Below are 24,249 nucleotides of genomic sequence, written 5' to 3' on the forward strand. Positions count from 1 at the left end.
GGCTGGCGAACTATCTGTTTTGCCAGCCTAACTAGCTGTCGAACCCGAGTGAAAAAGCGGCGTCAAGGTCGTGTTTGGAGTAAGCCCGGAAGGCGATCTGGGTAGTGGTGCCGATCACGCCGGAGACCTTTGAAAGCCGGTTGGCGATCGTGTCGGCAAGGTCCTCGTGGCGGCGGACGCGCGCGACGGCGATGAGGTCCCACTCACCCGTGACGGAGTAGACCTCGCTGATGCCCTCGATTTCGGAGATTTCCTCGGCGCATTCGGGGATCCGGGCGGAATCGGTCTGAATGAGGACGAAAGCGGTGATCATGGATTGCCTTTCGAAGGTGCTGCAGGGCGCGGAGTGTCAGGCCCTGTCCTTGAGCCTAGTGGAATCCCGGCGGGCGCGCCCGCGCGTAACGGCGGAGCAGACCGCGCGGGGAAGCAGGAGGAAGGCTGCCAGCACGCCGAAAGTCACCAGCTGGAAGCTCAGGGCGGTTCCGCCTCCGGCAAGGCTTCGGATGGCTAGTCCGGCGCCCGCTGTCACCAGCCAAAGACAGACGCCGGTGGGCCACAGCGCCGCCGGACGGCGCCAGGCACGCAGCGCGAGCCAGCCGCCCAGGCAGGCGGCGATGAACGGTGAGGCCGTGAGCAGCACGCCGGCCGGGTCCAGCCCGTGGGCATGCGTGTCCCGGCCGAGTGCGGCGAAGGTAATGATGAGTACGACGTCGGCGGCCAGGAACGCGGGCCAGAAACGGGAGAGCGGGGTCTTCACAGGGCTGATGTCCTTAGTGCTTAGTGCTTAGTGCTTTGGATGTCCGCCATGGGCCTGGACGTAGGGACCCAGCAGTTCGTAAACGCGTGCGCGCACCTGTTCGTGCGGGATGCCGGCTTCGAGCAGGCGGGTCCCGGTGTGGACTATTGCGTTAATGAGTGCGGCGGTGCTGGCGGCATCGGCGGCACCCATTTCCTCAAGCGTGCTGACCAGGGGATCGAGGAGCTGCTGGTGCATCCGGTTGCTTTGGGCATCCAGTTCCTCGCTCGGCGCCACGGCGGCGAGGGCGCTGCCGACTGCATGCTCACCCTCGGCCACCAGGGCAATGTTGGTCAGCACATAGGCGAGGATCCTGTCGGCCGGCTGTTCCTCGGCGGCCATGGCATCTTCCACCCGCCGCGCCCAGCGCGGAAAGACATCGAGCACCAGGGCGTTCAGCAGGTCGGTGCGGGACTTGTAGTACTGGTAGGCGCTGGGGCGGGCGAGGCCCGCCAGTGCGGCAACTTCGGCCATGCTGGGGGCCTCACCCGTTTTGGCGAGGAGGGTCCTGGCGGCGTCCAGGAGTGCCCTTTGCTGTGCCGCCCGGTGCTCGGCGACCGTCGGGGCAGTGATGCGGGGCAACGGGCCCTCCTGTTCTTGCATTCTCTAGCAGGCCAGCCGGCCGTCCACCATCTCAACAACCCTGTCGCAGTGATGGAGGACATCGTGATCGTGGGTAACCATAACTGTAGCAACGCCATGCCCATGGGTTTCCCTGGCGTAATCTGGCACGCAGGCGCGGGCTCTGCTGTGCTTGAGGAATGACCGTGCTGCGCGAAATCTGGCTCCGTCTGCGCGGCTCCAGGACAGCGCGCTGGCTGGCTGGCGCCGTCGTGCTGCTGCTGATCGTCGAGTATGTGGTCCTGCCGCAGCTTGTGGGTTCGGACAATGTGTTCCGGGCGCTGACGGGACTCTCACCGGTGCTCCTCGGTGCGGCTGCCGGCCTGGAAATCCTGTCCCTGTGCGCCTACAGCGCCCTGACCCGGGTGGTGCTGCCCGGATCGCGGCGCCCGCGCTACTTCACCCTGCTGCGGATAGACCTCAGCGACCTGGCGGTAAACCACGTCGTGCCCGGAGGGGGCACCACCTCAGCGGCCGTGCGGTACAGCCTCCTGACGCGGGCAGGTGTACGGCCCCAGGATGCACTGAGTGCCGCGATGGTTCAGGTGGTAGGCGCGAACCTGGTGCTCGGCGCACTTTTTGCCGTTGGGATGCTGAGCGCACTGGGCGAGGTTCGGGTGAACCGGTATTTCGTCACTGCCGGCGTCGTCGTCCTGCTCCTGCTGGCGGTGAGCGGACTGGTGCTCTCTGTCCTGGACCGCCGCCTGACCGGAGCAGTGCGGGCGGCGCGCCGGGTTGCCGGCTGGGTCAAGGTGGTCAAGCCGGACTCGGCGGAGAATTTCGTCCGGACCATGGCGGCGGAGACAGCGATGTTCCGCCAGGACCCGGGGCGGCTGGCCCGGGCATTGGTGCTGGCCGTCAGCTACTGGGGTTTCGACGCCGCGTGCCTGTGGACCTTTGTGGCCGCCTTTGGGCATGTGCTCGCACCGGGGGAACTGCTGATCGCCTATGCGCTGGGCAACCTGGTGGCCCTGGCACCGTTGACTCCCGGCGGGCTTGGGCTGGTCGAAGGGGTCCTGGTGCCTGTCCTGGTGGGATTCGGCGCCCCGAATTCTGCCGCCGTCCTGGGTGTGCTGTCCTGGCGGATCTTCAACTTTTGGCTCCCGATACCGGCTGGCGGCCTGGCGTGGCTGTGGCTGCGGATGGGGCCGCTGCGCCGGACGTCCCCGCAGGGACGCCGGGCGGCCGGTGCACCCAGGGCAGCCGGTACACCCAACGGAGCGGATCCATCTGGTGATGCCGGTACAGCTAGTGCAGCAGGCTCATCCAGTTAGGCGGTACACGCCCGGCTGGACCGGGCACCGGCTGGCTGTCAGGGTGTGCCTGCGGCGGGGCGAGGTCCGGGCCCTCGAACATGGCCTGCTCCGGATAGCTGTAGAACCAGTCCTCACCGGGTTCGAAACTGCGGACCACCGGATGCCCTGTTGCCCGTTCATGCGCCGACGCATGCTGCGAGGGGCTCGAATCGCAGCAGCCCACGTGCCCGCACTCGGCACACCGGCGCAGGTGGAACCACCAGCCGTCCTGCCCCAGGCACTCGGCGCAGCCGGGTCCGCTGGGCGGCACAGCCGGATTGATGCCTTGAATGGATTCCATCTGTGGCTCCTCAGGGATATCAGACGCAGCCGCAGCCGTGGAAGGCGGCGCGGTGACTTGTCCCCACGCTATCGACTCTGCGCCGGGCGCTGAAGGGTGCCGGGATAAAACTGCCCGCACCGTCCTGCAGCGCCAGGAAGTTGTCTGCTGCGGCACATCGGTCCGTGAACCTCCCCACCCGGAGCCGCTGCCTCCCGCCCGGGGCCGCGGGAGAGCCCGCAGGGTGACTTCCGCCGCGTCCTACCCTGAAAATATGAGGAACCTGCCTTTCGCGGCAGCGGGGTTCATGGCCGGAGCTGTGGCCGCAGCCGGCACGCTTGCCGCAGCTGTTATCCACAAAGACCCACGACCGTCGGCTTTCTTCATCCGCGGGGTGTTTTCCAGCGGGGGAAGGGTCCGGCTGAGCACCCTGCGCAGGCACGTTCGGGCCGGGGGAGTCAGGGCCCACCGCGGCCTGCCCTATCTCGGCAGATCCAAACGTCCCACCCTTGATGTTTTCCTGCCCGAGAATGCCGGCGGCGGTCCGCTTCCCGTTGTTGTCTGGGTGCATGGGGGCGCCTGGATTTCAGGTTCCAAGGAGAATGTGGCCCCCTATCTGCAGATCCTGGCCGCGCATGGGTACGCGGTGGTGGGCGCCGGTTACTCAATATCCCCGGAGGCGAACTATCCCCAGGCCGTGACCGAGCTGAACAGCGCGCTGGCCTACCTGCGCGAACATGCGTCGGATTACGGCATCGATCCCGACCGGATAGTGCTGGCCGGGGACTCGGCGGGAGCGCAGCTGGCGGCGCAGCTGGCGCTGATGATTACTGACCCGGAGTATGCCCGGCGTACCGGCGTCGTTCCAGCCGCCGCGCGGGAGCATCTGCTCGGAACACTGCTGTTCTGCGGAGTCTACGATCTCAAAGCGATGGCACGGCTGAAAGGCGCCGTGGGCTGGGGATTCCGGACCGCGTTGTGGGCATATACCGGCAAGAAGGACTGGGCACGCACCCCTGCCGCGGAGCACATGTCCATCCTGGACCACGTGAATCCGGATTTTCCGCCGACGTTTATCTCCGGCGGCAACGCCGACTACCTTACCGAGCAGCAGTCCAAGCCGCTGGCAGACAGGCTGGAGGAGCTGGGTGTGCAGGTGGTCCGCCGGTTCTGGCCGAAGGACCACAAGCCGTCTCTGGGACACGAGTATCAGTTCAAGCTGGAGCTCAAGGATTCCCGCATGGTGCTGGCGGACACCCTGAGGTTCCTGGATACCGTGACGGGAGGGCAATCGGTCCCGGTACGCTCCGAGCTGGAGGCCGCGGCGTAGGCCTGCGAATTGTCCTCGTGTCTGCCGACGGGACACAGCACCGGTTCCGGGAGTGCTTAAACGCTGCGGCGGCCGCACTCCCGTGGAGATGCGGCCGCCGCAGCGTTGTATCTAGGACCAGATGTCGTCGCCGCGCAGGGAGGCATCAGCGCCGCCGTCGCAGTAGATCGTCTGTCCGGCAAGGTGGGTGTTCTCTTCGCTGGCCAGCCAGGCGAGCAGGCGGGCGATTACCACCGGTTCCGAGTGCCCGTTCAGGGGCATGGGGACGTTTTCATCCACCATCTTGGCGCCTTCCGGCGCAGCCAGCAGTTCACGGGTCATCGCGGTGAGGACGGTGCCCGGTGCGACGGCGTTGAGCGGAATCCCGTTGCCGGCATACCGTTCACCGATGGATTCCCGGCGTACCCAGCGGCTGAGGGCGCGCTTGCTGGAGGGATAGTTCAGGTAGCCGATCTGGGGGCCCTGGTCAGCCAGCTTCTGGCCGATCTGCCGCGCCATGGCTTCGTCGCCGGCGAGCATGGCATCCACGAGTTCGGGGGAGTTCGGCTGCAGGGAGGCCATGGAGCTGACGACGACGGCGCGCGGCGCCTCGCTGCGGGCCAGCACGGGAGCCAGCCGGTCCAGGAACTCGGTGACGCCAAAGAAGTTCACGGACACGGTCAGGGGGATGGGCGCGGAGATACCGGCGCAGGCAATAACGGCGTCAACCGAGCCGCCGGCGGCCTCCACTGCCCGGTCGGCGGCGGTCTGCCGTCCTTCGGGAGTGCTGAGGTCCGCCTCAACGTCTGCGTTGCGCAGATCGACGCCGATGACTTTGTGGCCGCGTTCCCTGAGCAGTTCAGCGGTGGCTGACCCGATGCCGGAAGCGGACCCTGTGACGATATAAGTACGTGTTGTCATACTTCGAGCCTACTCCCGCCCCGGCTGTGGTATACGGGGGGTTTGTGGCTGTTGCCGTGGTGCGCGGGTCCATGATCAGGTGCTACCCGGAAGCAGCCAGCGGCAGGTCCGCGGCGGCCGGGATGCGGGTGGAGCCGATGAGTGCCGCGCCAACGGCGGCGGCGGGAAAGCTGCGCGGCAGCAGCTGGACGTGACGCGGTAACTCGAGGGATGCGATAAATCTGGACTCTGAGGCGGTTTTGTCCAGGCTCCGCCGTATACCCGTCAGGAGCGGAGTCCCCAGGGCGGTCAGCCCACCGCCCACAACCACCGTTCGGACGCCTGTGGTGAGGGCCAGTATCCGGACGGCGGCGGCAGCGCCCTCGTAGAGATCGTCGAGTGCCCGGGCTGCTGCGGGGTCGCGTCCTGCCGCGGAAAGGAGTGCATGGGCGGGGAGGGACACGGGCCACGTGCGGGCAACTGCCGAACCGGATGCGAGTGTTTCGAGGCATCCCCGCTGTCCGCAGGCGCAGAGCACGCCGTTGGGACGAACCGGGATATGCCCAATTTCGCCGGCCACTCCGTTGCTTCCACGCCAGATTGTGCCATCCCGCACCAGGCCGGCCGCCAGACCGGTTCCGAGGTTGAGGTAGGCCAGGAGGTCAGTGCTCTGCCCGGTGGCGATCCCCACCCATCTGTGCGCCCCCAGGGCGGCAGCGTTTACATCGTTGTCGATGTGCACGACGGCGCCCATGCGGGCGGCCAGCAGCGCTCCGAGGTCCAGTTCCTCGAATCCGAGGTTTACTGCATGCGAGACTGTGCCGGTGTGATGATCAACATGCCCGGGGATGCCCGCGCCGATCGAAGCGAAGGCATCAAACGGTTGACCACACGAGGCGCGCACCTTTTCGGCGGCGTCCATGACGGATCGCACCACCGCTTCTGCGCCATGGCCGGTGGGCACGGTGAACCGGTGCAGGATTTCACCCCCGGCCATTGCTACGGCTTCGGTCTTGGTACCGCCGATATCTATTCCGAGTCTCATTCCACCCCCTGCGGAAGCCTGCCCGTGAGCAGCTGCATCAGCGCTGTACTCACGAGACGGGAAGCGCCGAAGGTGCAGGCATCAGCAATACCCGGGTCGGCGGAGGGCCACCCCATCTCAACGACGATCAGGTCCACGTCCTGCCGGCGCAGGTTGCTGATCAGCTCCATGCTCTGCCGATGCAGGTGGAGATTCCGCCCTACCAGAGCTATCCGGGTGCCGGCTCGATGGGCCGGCAACCGGTGGCCGGGATCAACGATCCGCACGGCAATTGCCGGATTCCAGTCCGGTTCAAGCGACGCGGGACCCCACGGGACGCTGCCCACGGCCTGGTTGGCGGTGCTGGAAAGCTGGTGAAGCTCGAAGGGGTGTGCACTGCTGCGCAGCCACTTCCGTGCCCGGGTATTCAGGCGGAACGCGGCAGCGGCCCGGGCAGGGTTCACCGGTAACCCGGAAGGGTGTCCGGACAGTTCTTCAGCGGGCCGGATATCCCGGGGGAGGAGGTTCAAAAGCCCGGCGGACCTGGTTCTGGCTTCTTCAACCCGCCGGAGCGGAAGTTCCCCCGAGCGCAGGGCCTCAGCAACTGCGGTGATCACGGCGTTGAACTGAGCTTCGCCCGTATCCGAGCCCAGGCACAGCAGATCGCACCCGGCTGCCAGGGCGCGGACCGCAGCTGCGGGGATGCCGATACCGCCGCTGGCTCCCTTCATGTCCAGGGCATCGGTGACGATGACACCGGTGAAGCCGAGCTGTTCCCGCAGCAGACCCTGGAGAATTGCCGTAGAGAACGTGGCGGGATTGTCCGGGTCCAGGGCAGGCACCAGAATGTGGGACGTCATGATGGACGCGGTTCCGGCTGCGATGGCGGCTTTGAACGGTTCCAGCTCACGTTCAGCCAGAACACCCGGTGTTGCCTCGACGGTTGGGAGCATCAGGTGCGAGTCCTGGGCAGTGTCTCCATGGCCTGGAAAGTGCTTGGCACAGGCGGCGACGCCGGTGGATTGCAGTCCCTGTACCCAGGCCGCTGCATGGCTGGCGGCCAGCGGCGCGTTGTCCCCGAAGCTGCGAACCCCAATGACAGGATTGCCGGGGTTGGAATTGATGTCCACCGACGGTGCCAGATCCAGGGTGCAGCCGGCGCGGCGGAGTTCATTGCCTATCGCGGCCGCCGAGGCAAACGTCATGCCGGGGTCGTCCAGGCGGCCGAGGACCGCGTTGCCGGGGTGCGGCGATCCGGTGTTGTAATGAAGCCGCGTGACGTCCCCGCCCTCTTCATCGATGGCGATGACCGCAGCGGGGTTCGCGCGGCGGATCGCGCTGGTAAGTTCCTGAAGCTGGGTGCCCGATTCGATATTGCTGCCGAAGAGACAGACTCCGGCAAGTCCTGACTTGAGTTCCCCGGCAACCCAGTCCGGCAGCCGGGACCCGGCAAAACCGGGAAGCAGGGAACCGGCCACCAGGGCGCGGATGTTCCGGGGTTCCAGGGCTTGGAGGTTCGCGGTGGCGCTCATCCTTTAACCGCTCCTCCGACCAAACCGCTGCTCATCCTGCCCTGGACAAGCAGGAAGAAAATGATTACCGGGACGGCAACCAGTGTGGACGCCGCCATGACCTGGCCCCAATCCGTCTCCCGGCTCGCACTGGACTGCAGGAACCCCCGGAGCCAGAGCGGGATGGTCTTGGACGAATCGCTGGTCATCACCACAAGGGCCACCGTGAACTCGTTCCAGGCCTGCAGGAACGCATACACGCCCGAGGCAATAAGGCCAGGAGCCAGCAGGGGGAAGGTGATCCGGAGGAACGCCTGGGTCCGGGTTAGTCCATCCACCATCGCGGCTTCCTCAAGCTCCACCGGAATACCGGTGACGAAGCCCCGAAGCATCCAGATGGTGAATGGAACAACAGCGGCGATGTAGAGGACGCTGATTCCGATCACCGAATTAAGCAGGTCCGCAGTTGCCATCATCTTGTACTGCGCAATGAAGAGCCCTTCCGCCGGGAGCATCTGGACCAGCAGCAGTGCCAGGACAAAGCCCTTCCTGCCGCAGAACCGGAACCGGCTGATGGCTAAGGCGCCAAAGAACGCGAAAAGCAGGCAGCAAACCACGGTGATGGAGGTGACGGCCAGGCTGATCCCGAGGGCTGAGAAGAAAGTCCCGGAGGCGGTCACCGCCAAAAAGTTGTCCAAGGAGCCGCCAAACGGGGTGAATGTCGGGGTGGCGGACTGCAGGGTCACGTTCGGAAGGAATGCGGAGTTGAGCATCCAGTAGACGGGGAAGGCCCAGCACGCAGCTGCGAACACCGCTACCGTGCCCCAGAGCCACGATGCGATTGCCGGTGGCCGGCGGCGGCGGGTTCCGGGGAGCACGCTCATGCTGCACCGTCCTCTCGAATCATTCTGCGAACGTAGAACCAGCTGATGCTGAGTGTCAGCACCAGCATGAAAATTGAGACTGCGCTGGACATGCCGAAATCTCCTGATCCGGTTCCCAATTGATGGATGTAGGTGCCCAGGAGATTGGTTTCGCTGGGAACGGATCCCACGTCCTGGAGGATTCTGATCTGCGTAAAAACCCTGAGGTCCCAAATGACCTGCAGGAGCATGACGATGGCCAGGACCGGCCGGATCATGGGGAGCATGATGTGGATAAGCCGCTGCCAGCCGGTGGCCCCGTCCAGCTGAGCTGCTTCCACTACCTCGTCTGAGACCTGGGTCAGGCCGGCGTAGACGCTGAAGGCAACGAACGGCACGCTCATCCAGATCACGATGATGGCCGCGACCAGGTAGAAGGTGAGGGGAGCGGCCAGCCAGTTGTAGCCCTGGAAGTCCAGCCCGGCCTGGGTGAGGAGCCAGTTCACGATGCTGCGCCGCCAGTCAAAGAGCCAGATCCAAACCGTCATGGCAGCGACGACGGGCATGGCCCAGGCCAGCAGCAAAGCGATCTGCAGAATGTTCCGAATAACTTTGGTGACCCGTTTCATCAGCAGGGCCAGCGCTATGCCGACCGCCATGGTGGCGCCGGCACAGACCAGACAGAAGATGAGTGAACGGGCAACAACGGCCCAGGTATAGCTGTCAGTCAAGAGCTGGATGTAGTTCTGCAGACCAACGAATTCCGGCGGTTGGCCGAACTGCTGGGCCAGGCCGAACTCCTGCAGAGAGGTGATGACCTGCCAGGTCAGGGGGTATCCCAATGCTGCGGCCAAGACAAGAACCGCCGGGATCAGGAGAATATACGGCGCGGACCAGCCACGGCGGATCCTGCGGCGGGAGCGCCGCCCGGGACCTGCATCAGGTCCAGCTGCAGCATTCGATCTGGCAACAGGCGGGGTATGGACAGCCGTCACAAACCTGCCTCCTTCTGAGTTTGAGCCGGGTTCGACAGAAAGGGTGTGCGGTGCCAGGCTACAGCCCGGCACCGCACACTGAACTCTTGTCAGCCCTTGGCGTTCAGCATGGGAGTGATTTTCGCGTCGTACTCCTCGGCCAGGGACTTGAGGTCGTCTGTGGCGGCGATCTTGCCGAAGAACTCTTCGAGAATCGATGCGCCTTCCACTGCCGCCCAGCCCGGGGCCGCGGGGGTTAGCTTGGAATTCGATGCCGCCTCCACCGCAATCTTGGCGAACTGATCGTCGCCGAGGCTGGACATGTAGTTCTGGTTGGCGGGGCCGAGTCCCGCACCACCGAGCATCGTCTGGTATTCCTCGGAGAAGATGATCCGCAGGAGATCCTTTGACAGGTCCTGGTTCTTTGATGCTGCGGAAATTCCGATGTTCGAGCCGCCGGCGAAGACCGGAGCGGGCTTGCCGTCATTGCCGGGAAGTGCAAAGGCGCCGAATTTTTCATCGTTCCAAATGCGGGCAGGCTTGCCGTCTTCGCCGGTTCCCAGATCGCCGATGGAACCGTTGGCCCACCCCGGAGCCATGATGGTGGCAGCGGCAAGGGAAGTGCTGCCGGTGGGATTCCCATCGTCGTCGAGGATCTCATCGGCGTCATTGATGTAGAGCCAGGGGGTGACGTCCTTGGCATCGGCGGGTGCCTTCGACGCGTTCCGGTAGATTTCCTGCAGCTGCGTCAGGCCGGTGATGGTGTTGGGGTCAGCGAGAGCGGACACCCACTGGTCGCCGTCCTTGCGTGCCAGCTCGCCGCCGTTGGCGAAGACCCAGGAGATGCCGTTGCGCCAGTCCTGGCCGCCCAGGAAGAAGCCGGAGAAGTTGTCGATTCCGCGGGGGTTGGCGGCGGCCAGTGCCTGGACAGCCGCATTGAATTCGTCCAGGGTTTTAGGCTGCTCTATTCCGGCTTCGCTCCACAGGTCCTTCCGCTGGAACATATAGCGGGAGCCGAAGTAGTAAGGCAGGGTGTAGTTGGCGCCTTCCACCGCTCCGACCTCGACGAATGACTGAAGCAGGTCGTCTCCGCCGAGCTCGTCGTACATGTCCGAGATATCGGCGAACGCGCCGACGTTGGTAAAGGTGGGGGACTGGGTGTTGCCCAGTTCGACGACGTCGGGAGTGTTGTTCGCGTCGGGCAGGGAGGTCGTGAGCTTGGTGACGACGTCACCCCAGGATTGTTCCTCAATGACCAGCGTGGCTCCTGTTTCTTCCTTGAAGGTTGTCTTCAAGTACTCACGGAGTTCATCGTTGGTGTCGCCGCCCGCCAGCCACAGCGTGATTTCCTGGCTGCTGTCAGCGGCGGCGTCGTTCGAGTCGGTTTCTGCGGCTCCCGAGCTGCACGCCGAGAGCATCAGCGCGGATGCCGTGGCGAGTGCCAGAGCCTTGTAGGTTCTTTTCATGTGAAGCTTCCCTTTCGTCATTGAAATACCGGGCATGCGTTCGTTGCGGGGCCCGGGTCAGGCAACTCCAAGTTGCGCTGAAAGGACCATCACTGCGGCTCCGCGCAGGACGATGTCCTGGCCTTGGGTGGATCTCCGGAAACTGACGCCGCTGGTGAATTCGGCCAGCGTCCGCTCCTGGAGTGTTTGTGCGGCCGCGTCGAGCAGCGGGCCGTCAACAAGGTGGGGTGGCCCGTTGAGGACAACCTCGGAGAGGTTCAGCGCTCCGACTATCGGCGCAAGGGCAATGCCCAGCCGTTGGCCCGCTGCGGCCAGGACTGTCTGGCGCTGCGCGCCGTCTTTGCCGGAGAGTGCGGTTTCCAGGTTCGGGACGGACAGCCATGTTTCGAGGCAGCCCGTCTTCCCACAGACACAGCGGGCTCCGCCGTCGGTGCCAACGGTGACGTGCCCGATCTCTCCGGCTGCGAAACGGCTGCCCAGCAGCGGCCGGCCGCCGACCACCAGCCCTGAACCGACACCGTGGCCAATTTTGATCAGCATCAGGTCATTCGAGGAGTTGGAAACAGCGCTTTCAGCCAGCACCGCCGCGTTCGCATCGTTGCCCACCGTGACCGGCAGGCCGGAAACGCCGGAGAGAACTGCCCGCAGGTCAACGCCGAACCAGCCCAGGTTCGGTGCGGACTGGACGACTCCGTCGGCGTCGACAACTCCCGGGGAACCGACCCCGACTCCCAGAACGGGTGCGGTAGCCAGCTGAAGGGTCTGGCTAAGAAGCGAAATGGTTTCTTCGAGGGTGCCTTCCCCCGGGCCGGCGGCCCGATGGACCTCGCAGCGTTTAAGTACGTTGCCGTCCAGATCCAGGAGCGCGCCCCGGAATACCGAGTGCTCGGCGAGGTCGAGGCTGACAATCTGCAGCCCGCTTCGATTGATGTCCACCAGCATCGCCGGTTTCCCGGGCCGGGCTTCCTCACGGTGTCCGCGTTCGACGACATACCCGTTGGCGATGAGTTCCGCGACGAGATCCGAAGCAGTCACCCGGGTGAAACCAAGTTCCCGGGCAAGGTCAGCGCGGCTGAGTTCCCCGTCCCGGTAGAGGGTTTGGAGCACCAGTGCCAGGTTGTGGCTCCGCGCATGACCTGGCAGTGCCCTGGACTCTGGCTGGAACCCGGGCCGGGTGAGCCGTGAGCGCGTAGGTGCCGCGGGGGAGCCGGCCGGGAATTCTGGGAGCAACATGTTTGAAAGTATGGTTTACAAACAAACTCCTGACAAGGGTTTCCGGCAGGAGATTCTGATTCAGCGTGACGGGAGAGGGTGGGGTGCTGTGACCCTGGGAGTCCCTCCGTGCACATTCAGCGGGGAAACGGGCGCTACGTGGGTGGATAGGCGCGCCAACCATTAGCTTAGAGCTAATACAAAGCTGACTATTAGCCGTTGTGGACGAGAGCCAGGTAGAGCACGGCGAGGGCCGACAGTGTCCAGCTGGCAAGACTGCCCACGAGGAATTCCTCCGCTTTGGAGCCCGTTCCCCGGTCTTCTGCAATTTCCGGGAACCGCACAACGCCCTTCGCGGCTGCGAGTGCGGCAATGATCTGTGGTGCTCCGGCGAAAGCCAGGACGACAATGAGCAGGCGTTCGATCGGACCAATGAGACGGCCGCCCTTGAGAGCTGGACCACGGGCAGGTTTTTCGCCGGCGCGGACGCTGGCCACCTGCCTGCTGCGGATAACCAACTCCCAGACGTTGGGCTGTTGTGTTGCCGCAGGGCTCGCTTCACCTCTCCCGCTATTCCCAGGGCGGGTGTCGTCCTGGTGGGCGCGGCCCAGTGCGGCAAGGGCGACGATGTTTGCGCTTCTGGTCAGGAAGACGGCAACAGCAGCAGCGGCTACGACGGTTTCCACGGAGACGGACGACGCAGATTCCAGGGCCGTGAGGGAGTAGGCATCCAGGAGGAAACCTGATGCCGACTGGGCCGTCCGGTCAAAAGCGGTGATTCCGAAAACCAGGACAAACAGCACGATGACAGGCCAGAGCCGGGGGACGGCGGGGGAGGGGCCGTCCAGCCGGCCTTCCGTCGGTTTTGGTGCAGGCATGCTGAGTGTCCAGCCAAAGGCAAGGGCTCCACAGGCCGCTGCGGCAAGGAAGGGGATGCCAAGCCCGGTCATGACCAGCACCGACACGGCAGCGAGGAACAGCAGCCTGCCGGGCAAGGTGCGGCCAAGGCGCAGCCCGCCGGCGATATCCACCAGGCCGACCATCAGCAAAAGGGTTGAGCCGATCACCGCAGCATGCCCTTTGCCAGTTCCTGATGCGCCGCCAGAAGCGCCGATGCACCCGAGCGCCGCAGGCTCTGCGAAACAGCCGACTGGGTAATCTTCTCCCGCCGCGCAAGTTCCGTTTGGGACACCCCGAGCAGGACACCGGCAGTTATGCGGCGGTCGCGCGGACGCATCGAACTGATTGACGCGTCCCGGAGCAGCAGAAAACCGTTGACCAGCGACACCTCACCGGCGGCTCCAGCATCATCCGAAGCGAACCAGGACCGCAGATAGGGGTCCGCGCCATGCTCGCGGCGATGCGTTTCTTCAATGGCTTCCCGGGCATTCCACCACGCTGGCCCGTCCTGAATAGCTCCCGGAGCCTGTTCGTCGACGTCAGACGTGATTCCTCGTCCCAGTCCAAATCTGCAGTCCACACCCTCCGGAAGAAGGAGGCGTACCAGCGTGGTTGTCAGCAGGGCATCACCCAGGGTGTGGAATACGGCTTGGAACTCGTCGCCGACGGTGGGCCAGAGCGGGCGGTATATCGGCCGGGCGCCGTGCGCCTGCCCGAACGCCTCGCGGATGGAGCGCTGCGCGCCGACCCGGTCGCTGAGTTCGCGCGATTTCACAATGTCGACGATGAGTGCGATCACGGAGTCCGGCATCGCATAAGCATATAGCTTATTTGGGCACAAATATAAGCGTTTCTGCGCAAGTTTCTGATGAAACCTTCCGGTGTGCAGCGCCCGGCGAGAGCGGCGGACACTGTTACATGGAGCCCCCGCAGTCACTCAGGGGAGGCTTCCAGAATGTTAGTTGACATAATGTAGATTATCGGCGCAACGGAATGCTGCCTGAAAGTGGCTCAGGCCACCCCCGGCTGCCGTTTGTACCAACCTTTCCGCAGCTCTGGTTTTCGCTCTCCGGACGCCTGTCAGTAAAGCCTGGGAACACTCCAGCCACCCTCTGCCGGACAGCACTGCCTGGCAGACCGTTTCCAGGCGGCGGAATCCGCGTGAGGACCTCACGTGTTTTTGCTCTCGCCCGAGACTGCGCTCCCTATCGATTTGAGTTGACATAACGTCCCCCGCCGCAGGTTGGGTGCGGTTTGCAGCTTTACATAATGCACACCATCCCCTGCGGGAACATTTCGGTGTGCCGGGCCGTTATACCGGGCGTTGACCTGCGGCTGGAGAGAGTCGTACCGCGGAACGACACCGTGGCCAGCTCCCCGGCAAGCCGTCCGGCGGCACCGCCGGACGCACCCGGCAGGCAGCTTGGTCACAGGCAGGCCTTATTCGGACGAATATGGCTCACAGAGAGTCGCCGTTTGGTGTGATCGGCAGCTTCACCTATATGATCTACGCTCGAACCCCCCACAAATTCAGGAGATAAGCACTACAAATGGCTACCGATTACGATGCCCCGCGCGTCAAGGAAGAAGACCAGCCCACCGACTCGCTGGAGGGACTGAAAGCCCAGCAGCGCGGCGGAGCGATGACGGCGGTTATCGATGTCGAAGAGTCTGACGCCATCGATGGCTTCGACCTGCCGGGCGCTGACCTTTCCGGTGAAGAACTGCTGATCAAGGTCGTTCCGGCCCAGGCTGACGAATTCACCTGCATGTCCTGCTTCCTCGTCCGTCACCGTTCGCAGGTGGCACGGGAGAAGAACGGCGATAAGTACTGCGTGGACTGCGAAGGCTAGCGGCACTCCCCCGCACACAGTGCACAAAACAGGCCCGGGCAGAAATGCCCGGGCCTGTTTTTTCCGGTCCGCTTTGGGCCAGTCTCCCCTGGGGTACTGCGTCCGAAGAAGTCCAGCAGCAGGAAACCCGGCGGCCATTAGGATGGATCCGTGATCTTTGAACCCGGCCCAGCCGAATCTGCTGCCGCCATCCGCAGCCTTGTCCTGCCCATGCTGGAGCAGGAACTAGTTCCCATCGTCCAATTGGGACACCCGGCGCTCCGCCGCCCGGCCGTCCCCTTCGACGGCCAGCTGGAGACGGATGAGCTCGCCGCCCTGGTGGAACTGATGCGGCGGATTATGCACGACGCGCCCGGAGTGGGGCTGGCGGCCCCGCAGATCGGTATCCCGCTGCGGCTTGCAGTGCTGGAAGACGGGTTCGTTCCGGACCCGGAGTCAGCCGAAATCCGGGAGCGTACTCCCCTTCCGTTCTTCACCATCGTGAACCCCCGCTACGAGCCACTGGATGACCGTACGGCCTCGTTCTACGAGGGATGCCTTTCCTTCGAGGGGTACCAGGGCGTGGTGGTCCGCCACCGTTCCGTCGGGCTGGATTACGACGACGAAGCCGGCACCGCCCGCCGGCGCGAGTTCCACGGGTGGCCGGCCAGGATCGTCCAGCACGAGACCGACCACCTCAACGGCATTGTCTATGTGGACAAGGTCCTTACACGGTCCCTGTGTTCCAATGCCGAGTATGCGCGCTGGGCGGCGCCGGGAATCAGCGAAGCCCGGCGCGTCCTGGGCTTCTAGCCCAGCACGCACCGGGCTGCGGGAGGCGCCGGGAACGGCTCTGGCTAGACGCCCGCCGTGGCCGGTTCGCCGTCGTCGGCCGTTGACTCTTCCGTGCTGTTCGCTGCGGTGGGCAGCCAGCGCGCCCACCACGCCAGAATGTGTTCGAAACGCTGGCGGCGGTGCCAGGGAGTCCCGGTCCGGGAAAGCTCGTGGTTCTCCCCCGGAAACAGCAACAGTCCAGTGGGAACATTCCGGAGTTTCAAAGCCGTGTAATACCGCTGCGCCTGCTCCACGGGACACCGCAGGTCCTCTTCGGAGTGGATGACCAGCGCCGGGGTCTTGACCTTGTCAACCTGTGCGAACGGACTCTGTGCCAGCACCCGCTCCGGATCTGCTCCGGTGTAGGCCTCGGAGAAGAACCAGCCAATGTCCGAGGAGCCAATGAAGGAGAGCGGGTCCAGGAATCCGCGCTCGACAATCGCGGCGGTGAACCGGTGGTCCTGGGCGATGGTCCAGGCGGTCAGGTAGCCGCCGTAGGACCCGCCCATCACGCCCAGGCGCCCGGCATTAAGTTCCGGGTGCGACGCAAGCACACCCTCCAGGAAGCCCAGCACATCCTGCAGGTCGAGGGTGCCCATGGCCTCCTTGATGGCGCGGCCGTGCTCCTGGCCGTAACCGGAGGACCCGCGTGGATTGCACATCACCACGGCATAGCCGGCAGCGGCATAAACCTGGGCCTCGTCAAAGAGCCCCCAACCGTACTGGGAGAACGGGCCACCGTGGATATTGAGCAGCACCGGATGCGGGCCTTCGCCCTCCGGAAGCACCACCCAGCCGTGGACCGGATAGCCGTCCGCGGAGAGGTGGGTTTCCTCCTGCGGCGGCCGCACCGTTGTCCGGCTGCGCAGCGCGGCGGAGAAATCGGTCAGCTTCCGAAGATTTCCGGGTGCCGCGGGATCAAGGGCGGCAACGTCGCCGGCCGTGCTTGGATCCGTGAAGGTCACGACGACGGTGCCCGAATCCGCCGCTGCGGCGCCGGTGACCACCCGGGGCCCTGAGACCAGCGTGCTGACCGCGCCGCGGGCATTCACCCGCAGGAGTTCGCTGCTGCCCCGGCTGAGGTTCAGGACCAGGGCGGCATCAGCGCCGTCCGGAACAATTCCGCCGCCGGCCAGGTCCACCGTAGAGGGATCTGTCAGCCGGACCGGGGACGCCGGGTCCAGGACAGGTGCGGCGTAGAGGGCGGTGTTGCGGGCCACGAAGTCACGGCCGGTTTCCGCCAGGTCCTGGCCCAGATAGAAGAGCCACTTTCCGTCCAGGCTCTGAACCGGATCGGATACGGAAAGCCGTGTACCCGTGCCGAGGTTGCTCAGGCGCCGGGGCCCGGCTCCGCCGCCGGCCGGAATGGCGTACACATCCGTCACCAGATCGGTGTCAGCCTCCGCGTGCAGGGCTGCGCTGAACAACACGTGCGTGCCGTCGGCTGTGAACACCGGGTTCAGGGCATCTGCGTCGCAGTCGGTCAGCTGGAGCACCTCGGGAAGACCAGTTCGGCCGCTGGTGCCGGGAGCGCCGTCGGCTGCCGCGGCCCGGCCAGCCGGTTTGATGAAGGGCTCATCGGTGAGATCCGGCAGGGTCAGCACGAACGCCTGTACGCGTTTGTCCCGCGAGTACCCGGCACCGTTCATCCGATAATTGAAGGTGGTGATGAGCCGGGGGTCCTCCGAGCCCGGGGGAACGCCGTCGACCGTGCCGTAGCGGCCGTGCTCCGGGTCCCGGGAGGAGAAGACGATCCGGGCCGAGTCGGGCGAAAACCGGAACCAGGAGACGCCGAGCCGCCGATCGGTCAGCTGCAGCGGCTCGCCGCCTCCCGCCGGCATGGCGAAGAGCTGCGGACGGCCGCCCGGATCGGACCGCAGGAAGGCTAGGACCGTTCCGTCGGGGGAAAAGCGCGGCGCAGCGTCGTTGAAACCGCGGGATATCCGCTGCGGTTCCCCGCCGGCCAGGCTGACGTTCCACAGCTGCCCCACATAGGCATCTGCGGAGAAGTCAGGCCGCTGGACGGAGACGACGGCGCGGCTTCCGTCAGGGTGGATTGCCGGTTCGGAGACGGAGTTCAGGAGATCCAGGTCACTTGGTTTCACGGTTCCGAGCTTAGCAAGCTGCCCATGGTGCTTCGGAGCCGGCACCGGAGCGCGCGGGGAGGAGTCCGCGGCCTAGGATTGGGTTATGCCCTCCGCAAACAACGCCCTGCTGACCTGCCCTGTTTGTCAGGAGGCACTACTTCCCCACCGGGAGCGGCGTCAGCTGGGCTGCCCTTCCGGGCACCGGTTCGACGCGGCACGCCAGGGGTACTTCAACCTCCTGACCGGGGCGGGAACCAAGTTTCAGGCAGACAGCGCCGGGATGGTGCAGGCCCGGGCGGACTTCCTGACAGCCGGGCACTACCGTCCGCTGGCGCAAGGGGTGGCTGCCATGGCGGAGGCGGCTGGACCCAGCCCGGTGCTCGTCGATGCCGGGGCCGGAACCGGCTATTACCTCGCTGAAACCGCGCACGCCGTGGATGCATCAGCCACGGTTGCGCTGGACATTTCGAAGTTCGCCCTTCGCCGGGCCGCCAAGGCTCTGCCCCGCGGGTACGCGCTGGTGTGGGACGTCTGGCGCCGGCTTCCGCTTGCCGACGGCGCAGCGGACGCCGTGCTCAACATTTTTGCTCCGCGGAACCCGGCCGAGTTCCGCCGCGTGCTGCGCCCCGGGGGGATCCTCGTCGTCGTCACTCCCCTGCCCGGGCACCTGAGCGAAATCAGGTCGCTGGGCGGACTGCTCGGCATCGGGCCGGAAAAAGAGGAGCGGGTTGCCGGTTCCCTCGGTGACGGCTTCGCACCGGACGGCAGTCAGCACGTGGAATACAGCATGGCCCTCTCACGGACCGATGTGCGCAATGCGGCGCTGATGGGTCCTTCCGCCCACCACCTCGATCCGGCCGCCTTGGAGGCGGCGCTCGATGGTGCAGCGTTCCCCTGGAACGTCAGCGCGGCTTTCGCGCTCCAGCGTTTCCGGGCCGTGGAGTCCGGCGGTGCGCAGTTGACGAGGGATGACACCGGCCCCAGCAACTGACGCGCCGTTGCCGGGCCGCCTAGGTAATGTGCCCAAGATCAGGCACAATAAGCCAAAAGCCTGCATATACTCCTCCGCCCGCAGCCGGTCGGCCAGCAACTCCCGGCACGGGAATGGGTGGAGCCGGAGGGAAGCATCATGCAAGAAGTGTACGAATGGCTCGTGGCTTACGGCTGGGTGGTCTGGCTGGTTCTTTTCCTCGGCCTCGCTGCCATAGAGACCCTCACCCTGGATCTCTTCTTCGCCATGCTCTCGGCAGGCGCCCTGGCCGCCATGCTTGCGGCAATCCTGTCCGCACCCCTGTTCCTTCAAGTGGTCGTTTTCTCTGTCGTGGCACTGCTCATGATTGTCCTGGTCCGCCCGGTCGCCCTCAAACACCTGAATATGGGCACCCGCGACCAGCGCTCCAACATCGACCGCCTCATCGGCGAGGCTGCTGTGACGCTGGAACCCGTCGGTTCCCGCACCGGAACCGTCAAGATCGGCGGGGATACGTGGACGGCCCGGTCGGGCGACGGCTCACTCCTGCCGGCGGGTGAACAGGTCTCGGTAACGAGGATCGAGGGGGCCACGGCAGTCGTGGAGCCCCTGCGTCCCGCGGGCGGCTCCGAAGCCGCCGGCCCCTTTGGCCAGGACGACGGGCTGACCGGACGCTGACAAACCTAACCTGTCCGGAAGGTGCAGCCTGCCGGACGCAGGCCGCCGGTTTCGACCGGAGGCAAATATCAGGCAGGACCTCTGAGGATCCGGCCGCAATGCAAGGGGGAATATGAACAACACCATCGTTCTGCTGATTATCCTGGCCGTCCTGGTCATCTTTGTCCTGGTCGTCCTGGTGAAGTCCATCCGGATCATTCCGCAGGCGCGCGCCGGAGTTGTCGAACGCCTCGGTAAATACCTGCGCACCCTGAATCCGGGCCTGAACATCCTCATACCCTTTGTGGACCGGCTGCTGCCGCTGCTGGACCTGCGCGAGCAGGTGGTCTCCTTCCCTCCGCAGCAGGTTATTACCGAGGACAGCCTGGTGGTGTCCATCGATACGGTGGTCTACTTCCAGGTGACCGATGCCCGTGCGGCGACCTATGAGATCGCCAATTACATCCACGCAGTAGAGCAGCTCACCACCACCACGCTGCGCAACGTCGTCGGTGGGTTGAACCTCGAAGAGGCGCTCACCTCCCGCGACCGGATCAACGGCCAGCTCCGCGGTGTCCTCGACGAGGCCACCGGCCGCTGGGGCATCCGTGTCTCGCGGGTGGAACTGAAGGCAATTGAGCCGCCCCTGTCCATCCAGGATTCTATGGAGAAGCAGATGCGCGCCGAGCGTGAACGCCGCGCCACCATCCTGACGGCCGAGGGCACCAAGCAGTCACAGATCCTCACCGCGGAAGGCCGCCGGCAGGCGGCCATCCTGGCTGCCGAAGGTGATGCCAAGGCAGCGATCCTGCGCGCCGACGGCGAATCCCAGGCGATCCAGAAAGTCTTCGATGCCATTCACAAGGGCAACCCGGACCAGAAGCTCCTCGCTTATCAGTACCTCCAGACCCTGCCGAAGCTGGCAGAAGGCAGTTCCAACAAGGTCTGGATCATTCCGAGCGAGCTCGGCGAGGCACTTCGCGGGGTGGGTTCCGCGCTCGGCGACTTCCTGCCGGACACCAGAGGCGGCGCGGAACGCACACCGGCCGCGCCGGCGGGAGGCGCAGAGGCTGACGCCCGCGCCACCGGAGCTGTTTCTCCCGTGGACGGACACCAGCGCCAAGGTGAAGCGCCCGCCTCTTAGGTTCGGTACTGCAGCCTGCAGCGGTCACGGATGATGCGTGGTCCCGGTATAATTGACTGTTTGCCGGGTTCGGGCGGTTGATCCGCTGTGCCGGGAACAGGATCTGCGGCGAAGGCGTTGTACCTGACGGGCCTGAATGTGCGGCAAGAGACTTTAGCAGCTGTGTTCACGCGCAGCGGGCACTATGGATGGATCTTCACGGGTCCTTCGAAACTGATTTAGGGAGAGAAAATGAGCGATCGTAGCCTGCGGGGTATGCGTCTGGGTGCGCAGAGCATGGAGACGGAATCCGGTGTGGAGCCGGCTCCCCGCCAGCGTGTCGAGTACCGCTGCGAAGACGGCGAACGCGTGTTCGTGACCTTCGCCGCGGAAGCGGAGGTTCCTCCGGTCTGGGTATCCAAGACCGGGAAGGAAGCACTGCTGGTGGACGGCGAGAAGCCGGACACAAGCAACGACAAGCCTGTCCGCACCCACTGGGACATGCTGCTCGAACGCCGCAGCATTGAAGAACTCGAAGTTATCCTCCAGGACCGTCTGGACAAGCTGCGGGAGCGCCGGGGCGAGCGTACCGCTTCCTAGCCACGGCGCCGGACCCGGTCTCCGGACAGGGACTGCGGCGCGGTAGGACCGGATGGACGGAAAAAGGGCCGGCTGCCAGAAATGGCAGCCGGCCCTTTTTCATGTCCGTTAACCGCGGCCGGTCAGCTTCTGCCACCGGGCGGACAGACCCCACTTGGTAACGTTCGCGATGGCCTCGAAAACGATGTTCCCGCTCATCTTGGACGCGCCGAACTCGCGTTCTACGAAGGTGATGGGCACTTCCACAATGGTCATGCCCAGACGCGCGACCCGGAAAGTCATGTCGACCTGGAAGCCGTAGCCGACGGATTCGACAGCTGCCAGATCCAGCCGTTCCAGCGTGCTTCTGCGGAAGGCACGGTAGCCGGCAGTAATGTCCCGGGTGCGGATTCCCAGCATCAGCCGGGAGTAGGTGCTTCCGGCGCGGGAGAGCAGTTTGCGGTGCAGCGGCCAGTTGACGACCGAGCCGCCCGGAACCCACCGGGACCCAATGACCAGGTCAGCTCCGGCCTTGGAAGCTTCCAGCAGGAGCGGCAGCTGCTCCGGCTTATGGGAGCCGTCCGCGTCCATTTCCACCAGGATGTCGTAGCCGTTCTCCAGACCCCACCGGAATCCGGCGATGTAGGCCGCACCCAGGCCTTCCTTGCCCTTGCGGTGCAGGACGTGGACCCGGGGATCGCGTGCCGCCTGCTCGTCCGCGTAGTCCCCGGTGCCGTCCGGGCTGTTGTCGTCCGCAATCAGTACATCGGAGTCGGGGACGGCCGCCCGCAGCCGCTGGAGGGTCTTGGGCAGCGACTCGATCTCGTTGTAAGTGGGGATGATGGTCAGAACGCGCACGCAAAGGGCCTTTCAACGAACACGAGCCGCGCTGCTCGCGGCTCGGAGGGCTGCCGCATGGGCGGCAGAATAACCAGTATATGGGACCCCGTGCGGGCGGGGGTTCCGGCCTCCGGAACGGGCCAGGAGCGGGCAGGCAAAGGGGCGGGCTCCGCCGTCTTCGGGCCAGTTCCGGGAATCCCGGACCTGTTTTCTACTGACGGTTGAACCCACCCCAGTGTGTTGCAACTGATGACCCCGCACCAAAATGGGCGGAAGGCCCATCAACCCCCCACGCACGCGTGCTCGGGCCGCGGCAGCCCGACGCCGGCCTGGGCCGGTTCGGTCTGCGGTCCCCCTAGACTACGTGCTGAGCGGGAAGTGTCAACACGCCGCTGACTAGGTAAAACTGCGTTTCTGCAGGTCAGAGGCACAATTGGGCTTCTCGCCCAGGGAAAATATTTTTCGGGTCCCTAACTGAAATCCGGCGCGCGGTAGAGTTCAGCCCCGTGGTGAACCGTCTGCAGGCAGCGGGGCAGATTATCCGTATCCAGGGCGGGCAGCAGAGGCGTTCCGGCCCGCGGATCCGTGCTCCAGGAAGCCACGGAGGCATCGGGGGTCTGGACCATCAGCTCGTCAGCCTCCCACACGGCGAAAGATGCCGGGGTGCCCGGTGCCAGCTGGCCAAGCATCGGGTTCCCAGTCCCCGCGGCACGCCATCCGGCCCGGGTGTGGGCGATGAAAGCCGCCCGGGCAGAGATCCGCTCCTGCGCAGTTGAATGCATGACTGCGGCCTGTACCGCGCGCCAGGGGTCCAGCGGAGTGACGGGAGCGTCGGAGCCGAAGACTACCGGGACGCCCGCCGAGAGCAGCGAGGCGAACCGGTTCATTCCGCCGCCGCGGGAGCCAAGCCGCTGGGAATACATCTGGCCGGGGCCGCCCCACATGGCGTCAAAAACAGGCTGCATGCTGGCCGTGACACCGAAGCGGACCAGGTCGGCGATGGCTGCATCGTCACTGAGCTCCACATGCTCCAAGCGGTGGTGCGCGGCTCGTACGGCAGACTCCCCCACTGCGTCGGCTGCGAACCTCAGGGCACTGATGGCGGCATCCAGGCCGGCGTCACCGATCACATGGAAACCGGCCTGGAGGCCGGCCCGGGTGGCGAGTTCGATGTGGCGTCCTGCCTCGTCAACGCTGAGGTACAGGCTGCCGGAAGTCTCGGGAGCATCCGTGTACGGTTCGCGCAGCGCTGCGGTTCTGGCGCCAATGGAGCCGTCGATGTTCAGGTCCCCGCCCAGTCCAAGCAGGCGGCCGCCGAACATATCGGTCACCTCGGAGAGCTCAGTTTCACTGCGCACCAGCTGCCCCCAGTAGGGAAGCACCTGTGGCACCGGCCCCGCTCCGAGGCTGCCTTCCAGGCCCAGCAGCTGCCGCAGGTCCTCCGGCGGGACGATGTGCGGTGCTGCCATTTCCGCCACGGCAACGATTCCGCGGGAGGCAGCCCGGTCCAGGGCTGCCCGCTGGTACCTGGCCCGTTCGGAGAGGCTCAGGTTCCGGGAGACGGTGCGGGCGGCGTCGTGGGCGGCCCGGATCACAAAACCGTTGTCCCAGCCGTCCATCCCGGCCAGTTGGAGCTCCGCTGCCAGCGTCGCGGAGACCACCGCACAATGCACGTCAGCACGGGCCAGATAGACGCGGCGCTGTCCGGACGCGGCGTCCAGCTCCGCAGCGGTCGGCACCCGGCCCTCCGGCCAGCCTGTCTCGTCCCAGCCGTGCCCGGTGATCAGGCCGGATGTGGCGCGGGCTGCGGCAGCGACGGCGTCGAGCAGTTCCGCGAGTGACCGTGCCCCGGAGAGATCCAGTGAGGATTCGGCAAGGCCGGCTTCCGTCAGGTGGACGTGGGAATCCACGAACCCCGGTGCGGCCAGTGCGCCCTGCAGGTCCACCACGCGCATGGTGGAGTCCTGGATGGAGGTGGCAGCGTGTTCCGAGCCCACCCAGGCGATGGTGTCACCGTCCACCAGCATGGCGGTCGCGAAGGGATCGGCGGCGCTGTAGACAGAACCGTTGCGGTAAAGGGTCAGGCTTTTAGCCGGGGCCGTGGTGTTCAAGGACTCACCTGTTCTTCAATTCGTGCAGTTGGAACCGCCCTCATGGACGGAGCCGGAAAAGGCCA

Annotated in this window: 24 protein-coding genes; 8 read left to right on the top strand and 16 right to left on the bottom strand. The window is 65.3% G+C overall.

The genetic code is table 11. The annotated features are described in order from the left end of the window. Positions 1-31 precede the first annotated feature (31 nt). The 3 genes from H9638_RS07445 to H9638_RS07455 are packed head-to-tail and all read right to left on the bottom strand — an operon-like array spanning position 32 to position 1,378. On the bottom strand, positions 32-313 hold the full coding sequence (locus H9638_RS07445; RefSeq protein WP_191746572.1) for an Lrp/AsnC family transcriptional regulator: 282 nt from the start codon (positions 311-313) through the stop codon (positions 32-34). A gap of 36 nt (positions 314-349) precedes the next feature. Continuing rightward, positions 350-757 (bottom strand): DUF3054 domain-containing protein, encoded by a 408-nt coding sequence (locus H9638_RS07450; RefSeq protein WP_191746573.1) that lies wholly within the window; start codon positions 755-757, stop codon positions 350-352. 27 nt (positions 758-784) lie between these two features. Then, positions 785-1,378 carry a TetR/AcrR family transcriptional regulator gene (locus tag H9638_RS07455; protein WP_191746574.1) on the bottom strand — a complete coding sequence of 198 codons (594 nt, stop codon included), beginning with the start codon at positions 1,376-1,378 and terminating at the stop codon, positions 785-787. Positions 1,379-1,563: 185 nt separating this feature from the next. Here H9638_RS07455 and H9638_RS07460 point away from each other — a divergent pair, with 185 nt between their 5' ends. Then, a complete protein-coding gene (locus H9638_RS07460) occupies positions 1,564-2,691 on the top strand; it encodes a lysylphosphatidylglycerol synthase transmembrane domain-containing protein (RefSeq protein WP_191746575.1) in 1,128 nt (375 codons plus the stop codon). Here H9638_RS07460 and H9638_RS07465 read toward each other — a convergent pair. Next, complete coding sequence (locus tag H9638_RS07465; RefSeq protein WP_191746576.1) at positions 2,666-3,013, bottom strand: UBP-type zinc finger domain-containing protein; 348 nt, start codon at positions 3,011-3,013, stop codon at positions 2,666-2,668. The genes H9638_RS07460 and H9638_RS07465 overlap by 26 nt on opposite strands. Positions 3,014-3,266: 253 nt before the next feature. On the opposite strand from H9638_RS07465, the gene H9638_RS07470 reads away from it, so the two are divergent. Next, entirely contained in the window at positions 3,267-4,322 is a 1,056-nt protein-coding gene (locus H9638_RS07470) for an alpha/beta hydrolase (RefSeq protein ID WP_191746577.1), read from the top strand. 111 nt (positions 4,323-4,433) lie between these two features. Here H9638_RS07470 and H9638_RS07475 read toward each other — a convergent pair whose 3' ends face one another. From H9638_RS07475 to H9638_RS07515, 9 genes are all read right to left on the bottom strand, one after another. Next, entirely contained in the window at positions 4,434-5,222 is a 789-nt protein-coding gene (locus tag H9638_RS07475; protein ID WP_191746578.1) for an SDR family oxidoreductase, read from the bottom strand. Between the two features lie 82 nt (positions 5,223-5,304). Then, positions 5,305-6,246 carry an ROK family protein gene (locus tag H9638_RS07480; RefSeq protein WP_191746579.1) on the bottom strand — a complete coding sequence of 314 codons (942 nt, stop codon included), beginning with the start codon at positions 6,244-6,246 and terminating at the stop codon, positions 5,305-5,307. Continuing rightward, positions 6,243-7,757, bottom strand: a complete 1,515-nt coding sequence (locus H9638_RS07485) for a glycoside hydrolase family 3 protein (RefSeq protein WP_191746580.1) — start codon at positions 7,755-7,757, stop codon at positions 6,243-6,245. Before H9638_RS07485 ends, H9638_RS07480 begins: the two co-directional genes overlap by 4 nt. Then, a complete protein-coding gene (locus tag H9638_RS07490; protein WP_191746581.1) occupies positions 7,754-8,620 on the bottom strand; it encodes a carbohydrate ABC transporter permease in 867 nt (288 codons plus the stop codon). The genes H9638_RS07485 and H9638_RS07490 overlap by 4 nt, the downstream gene beginning before the upstream one ends. Next, positions 8,617-9,453 (bottom strand): carbohydrate ABC transporter permease, encoded by an 837-nt coding sequence (locus H9638_RS07495; protein ID WP_225217141.1) that lies wholly within the window; start codon positions 9,451-9,453, stop codon positions 8,617-8,619. Before H9638_RS07495 ends, H9638_RS07490 begins: the two co-directional genes overlap by 4 nt. 230 nt (positions 9,454-9,683) lie before the next feature. Next, on the bottom strand, positions 9,684-11,039 hold the full coding sequence (locus tag H9638_RS07500; RefSeq protein WP_191746582.1) for an extracellular solute-binding protein: 1,356 nt from the start codon (positions 11,037-11,039) through the stop codon (positions 9,684-9,686). Between the two features lie 57 nt (positions 11,040-11,096). Beyond that, a complete protein-coding gene (locus tag H9638_RS07505) occupies positions 11,097-12,272 on the bottom strand; it encodes an ROK family transcriptional regulator (RefSeq protein ID WP_191746583.1) in 1,176 nt (391 codons plus the stop codon). A 191-nt stretch (positions 12,273-12,463) separates the two neighbouring features. Next, on the bottom strand, positions 12,464-13,318 hold the full coding sequence (locus tag H9638_RS07510) for a hypothetical protein (protein WP_191746584.1): 855 nt from the start codon (positions 13,316-13,318) through the stop codon (positions 12,464-12,466). After that, positions 13,315-13,962 carry a SatD family protein gene (locus H9638_RS07515; RefSeq protein WP_191746585.1) on the bottom strand — a complete coding sequence of 216 codons (648 nt, stop codon included), beginning with the start codon at positions 13,960-13,962 and terminating at the stop codon, positions 13,315-13,317. Before H9638_RS07515 ends, H9638_RS07510 begins: the two co-directional genes overlap by 4 nt. 739 nt (positions 13,963-14,701) lie before the next feature. On the opposite strand from H9638_RS07515, the gene H9638_RS07520 reads away from it, so the two are divergent. Both H9638_RS07520 and H9638_RS07525 read left to right on the top strand, forming a co-directional pair. After that, complete coding sequence (locus tag H9638_RS07520; RefSeq protein ID WP_191746586.1) at positions 14,702-15,004, top strand: DUF4193 domain-containing protein; 303 nt, start codon at positions 14,702-14,704, stop codon at positions 15,002-15,004. Positions 15,005-15,154: 150 nt separating this feature from the next. Next, positions 15,155-15,796, top strand: coding sequence for a peptide deformylase (locus H9638_RS07525; protein WP_404799644.1), 642 nt, complete (start codon positions 15,155-15,157; stop codon positions 15,794-15,796). A 44-nt stretch (positions 15,797-15,840) separates the two neighbouring features. Here H9638_RS07525 and H9638_RS07530 read toward each other — a convergent pair whose 3' ends face one another. Further along, positions 15,841-17,922 (bottom strand): S9 family peptidase, encoded by a 2,082-nt coding sequence (locus tag H9638_RS07530; protein ID WP_191746587.1) that lies wholly within the window; start codon positions 17,920-17,922, stop codon positions 15,841-15,843. Positions 17,923-18,007: 85 nt separating this feature from the next. Between H9638_RS07530 and H9638_RS07535 the strand changes: the two genes are divergently transcribed. From H9638_RS07535 to H9638_RS07550, 4 genes are all read left to right on the top strand, one after another. Continuing rightward, positions 18,008-18,895, top strand: a complete 888-nt coding sequence (locus H9638_RS07535; RefSeq protein ID WP_191746588.1) for a putative RNA methyltransferase — start codon at positions 18,008-18,010, stop codon at positions 18,893-18,895. Between the two features lie 138 nt (positions 18,896-19,033). Then, complete coding sequence (locus H9638_RS07540; protein ID WP_225217142.1) at positions 19,034-19,552, top strand: NfeD family protein; 519 nt, start codon at positions 19,034-19,036, stop codon at positions 19,550-19,552. 112 nt (positions 19,553-19,664) lie between these two features. Then, positions 19,665-20,675 (top strand): SPFH domain-containing protein, encoded by a 1,011-nt coding sequence (locus H9638_RS07545; RefSeq protein WP_191746589.1) that lies wholly within the window; start codon positions 19,665-19,667, stop codon positions 20,673-20,675. Between the two features lie 231 nt (positions 20,676-20,906). Next, positions 20,907-21,254, top strand: coding sequence for an RNA polymerase-binding protein RbpA (locus H9638_RS07550; protein WP_191746590.1), 348 nt, complete (start codon positions 20,907-20,909; stop codon positions 21,252-21,254). A 108-nt stretch (positions 21,255-21,362) separates the two neighbouring features. On the opposite strand, the gene H9638_RS07555 is transcribed toward H9638_RS07550, so the two are convergent. Together H9638_RS07555 and H9638_RS07560 are read right to left on the bottom strand one after the other, a co-directional pair. Beyond that, positions 21,363-22,091 carry a polyprenol monophosphomannose synthase gene (locus H9638_RS07555; RefSeq protein WP_191746591.1) on the bottom strand — a complete coding sequence of 243 codons (729 nt, stop codon included), beginning with the start codon at positions 22,089-22,091 and terminating at the stop codon, positions 21,363-21,365. 452 nt (positions 22,092-22,543) lie between these two features. After that, entirely contained in the window at positions 22,544-24,184 is a 1,641-nt protein-coding gene (locus tag H9638_RS07560; protein ID WP_225217143.1) for an amidohydrolase, read from the bottom strand. Positions 24,185-24,249: the final 65 nt, after the last annotated feature.

The organism is Arthrobacter pullicola, assembly GCF_014836875.1.
GTDB classification, from domain to species: domain Bacteria; phylum Actinomycetota; class Actinomycetes; order Actinomycetales; family Micrococcaceae; genus Arthrobacter_B; species Arthrobacter_B pullicola.

What these genes read in the sequence shown, in the direction of transcription:
- H9638_RS07445 (WP_191746572.1), bottom strand. Translation starts at nt 313, where the DNA reads ATGATCACCGCTTTCGTCCTCATTCAGACCGATTCCGCCCGGATCCCC.
- H9638_RS07465 (WP_191746576.1), bottom strand. Translation starts at nt 3,013, where the DNA reads ATGGAATCCATTCAAGGCATCAATCCGGCTGTGCCGCCCAGCGGACCC.
- H9638_RS07470 (WP_191746577.1), top strand. Translation starts at nt 3,267, where the DNA reads ATGAGGAACCTGCCTTTCGCGGCAGCGGGGTTCATGGCCGGAGCTGTG.
- H9638_RS07475 (WP_191746578.1), bottom strand. Translation starts at nt 5,222, where the DNA reads ATGACAACACGTACTTATATCGTCACAGGGTCCGCTTCCGGCATCGGG.
- H9638_RS07480 (WP_191746579.1), bottom strand. Translation starts at nt 6,246, where the DNA reads ATGAGACTCGGAATAGATATCGGCGGTACCAAGACCGAAGCCGTAGCA.
- H9638_RS07485 (WP_191746580.1), bottom strand. Translation starts at nt 7,757, where the DNA reads ATGAGCGCCACCGCGAACCTCCAAGCCCTGGAACCCCGGAACATCCGC.
- H9638_RS07490 (WP_191746581.1), bottom strand. Translation starts at nt 8,620, where the DNA reads ATGAGCGTGCTCCCCGGAACCCGCCGCCGCCGGCCACCGGCAATCGCA.
- H9638_RS07500 (WP_191746582.1), bottom strand. Translation starts at nt 11,039, where the DNA reads ATGAAAAGAACCTACAAGGCTCTGGCACTCGCCACGGCATCCGCGCTG.
- H9638_RS07505 (WP_191746583.1), bottom strand. Translation starts at nt 12,272, where the DNA reads ATGTTGCTCCCAGAATTCCCGGCCGGCTCCCCCGCGGCACCTACGCGC.
- H9638_RS07515 (WP_191746585.1), bottom strand. Translation starts at nt 13,962, where the DNA reads ATGCCGGACTCCGTGATCGCACTCATCGTCGACATTGTGAAATCGCGC.
- H9638_RS07520 (WP_191746586.1), top strand. Translation starts at nt 14,702, where the DNA reads ATGGCTACCGATTACGATGCCCCGCGCGTCAAGGAAGAAGACCAGCCC.
- H9638_RS07535 (WP_191746588.1), top strand. Translation starts at nt 18,008, where the DNA reads ATGCCCTCCGCAAACAACGCCCTGCTGACCTGCCCTGTTTGTCAGGAG.
- H9638_RS07540 (WP_225217142.1), top strand. Translation starts at nt 19,034, where the DNA reads ATGCAAGAAGTGTACGAATGGCTCGTGGCTTACGGCTGGGTGGTCTGG.
- H9638_RS07545 (WP_191746589.1), top strand. Translation starts at nt 19,665, where the DNA reads ATGAACAACACCATCGTTCTGCTGATTATCCTGGCCGTCCTGGTCATC.
- H9638_RS07550 (WP_191746590.1), top strand. Translation starts at nt 20,907, where the DNA reads ATGAGCGATCGTAGCCTGCGGGGTATGCGTCTGGGTGCGCAGAGCATG.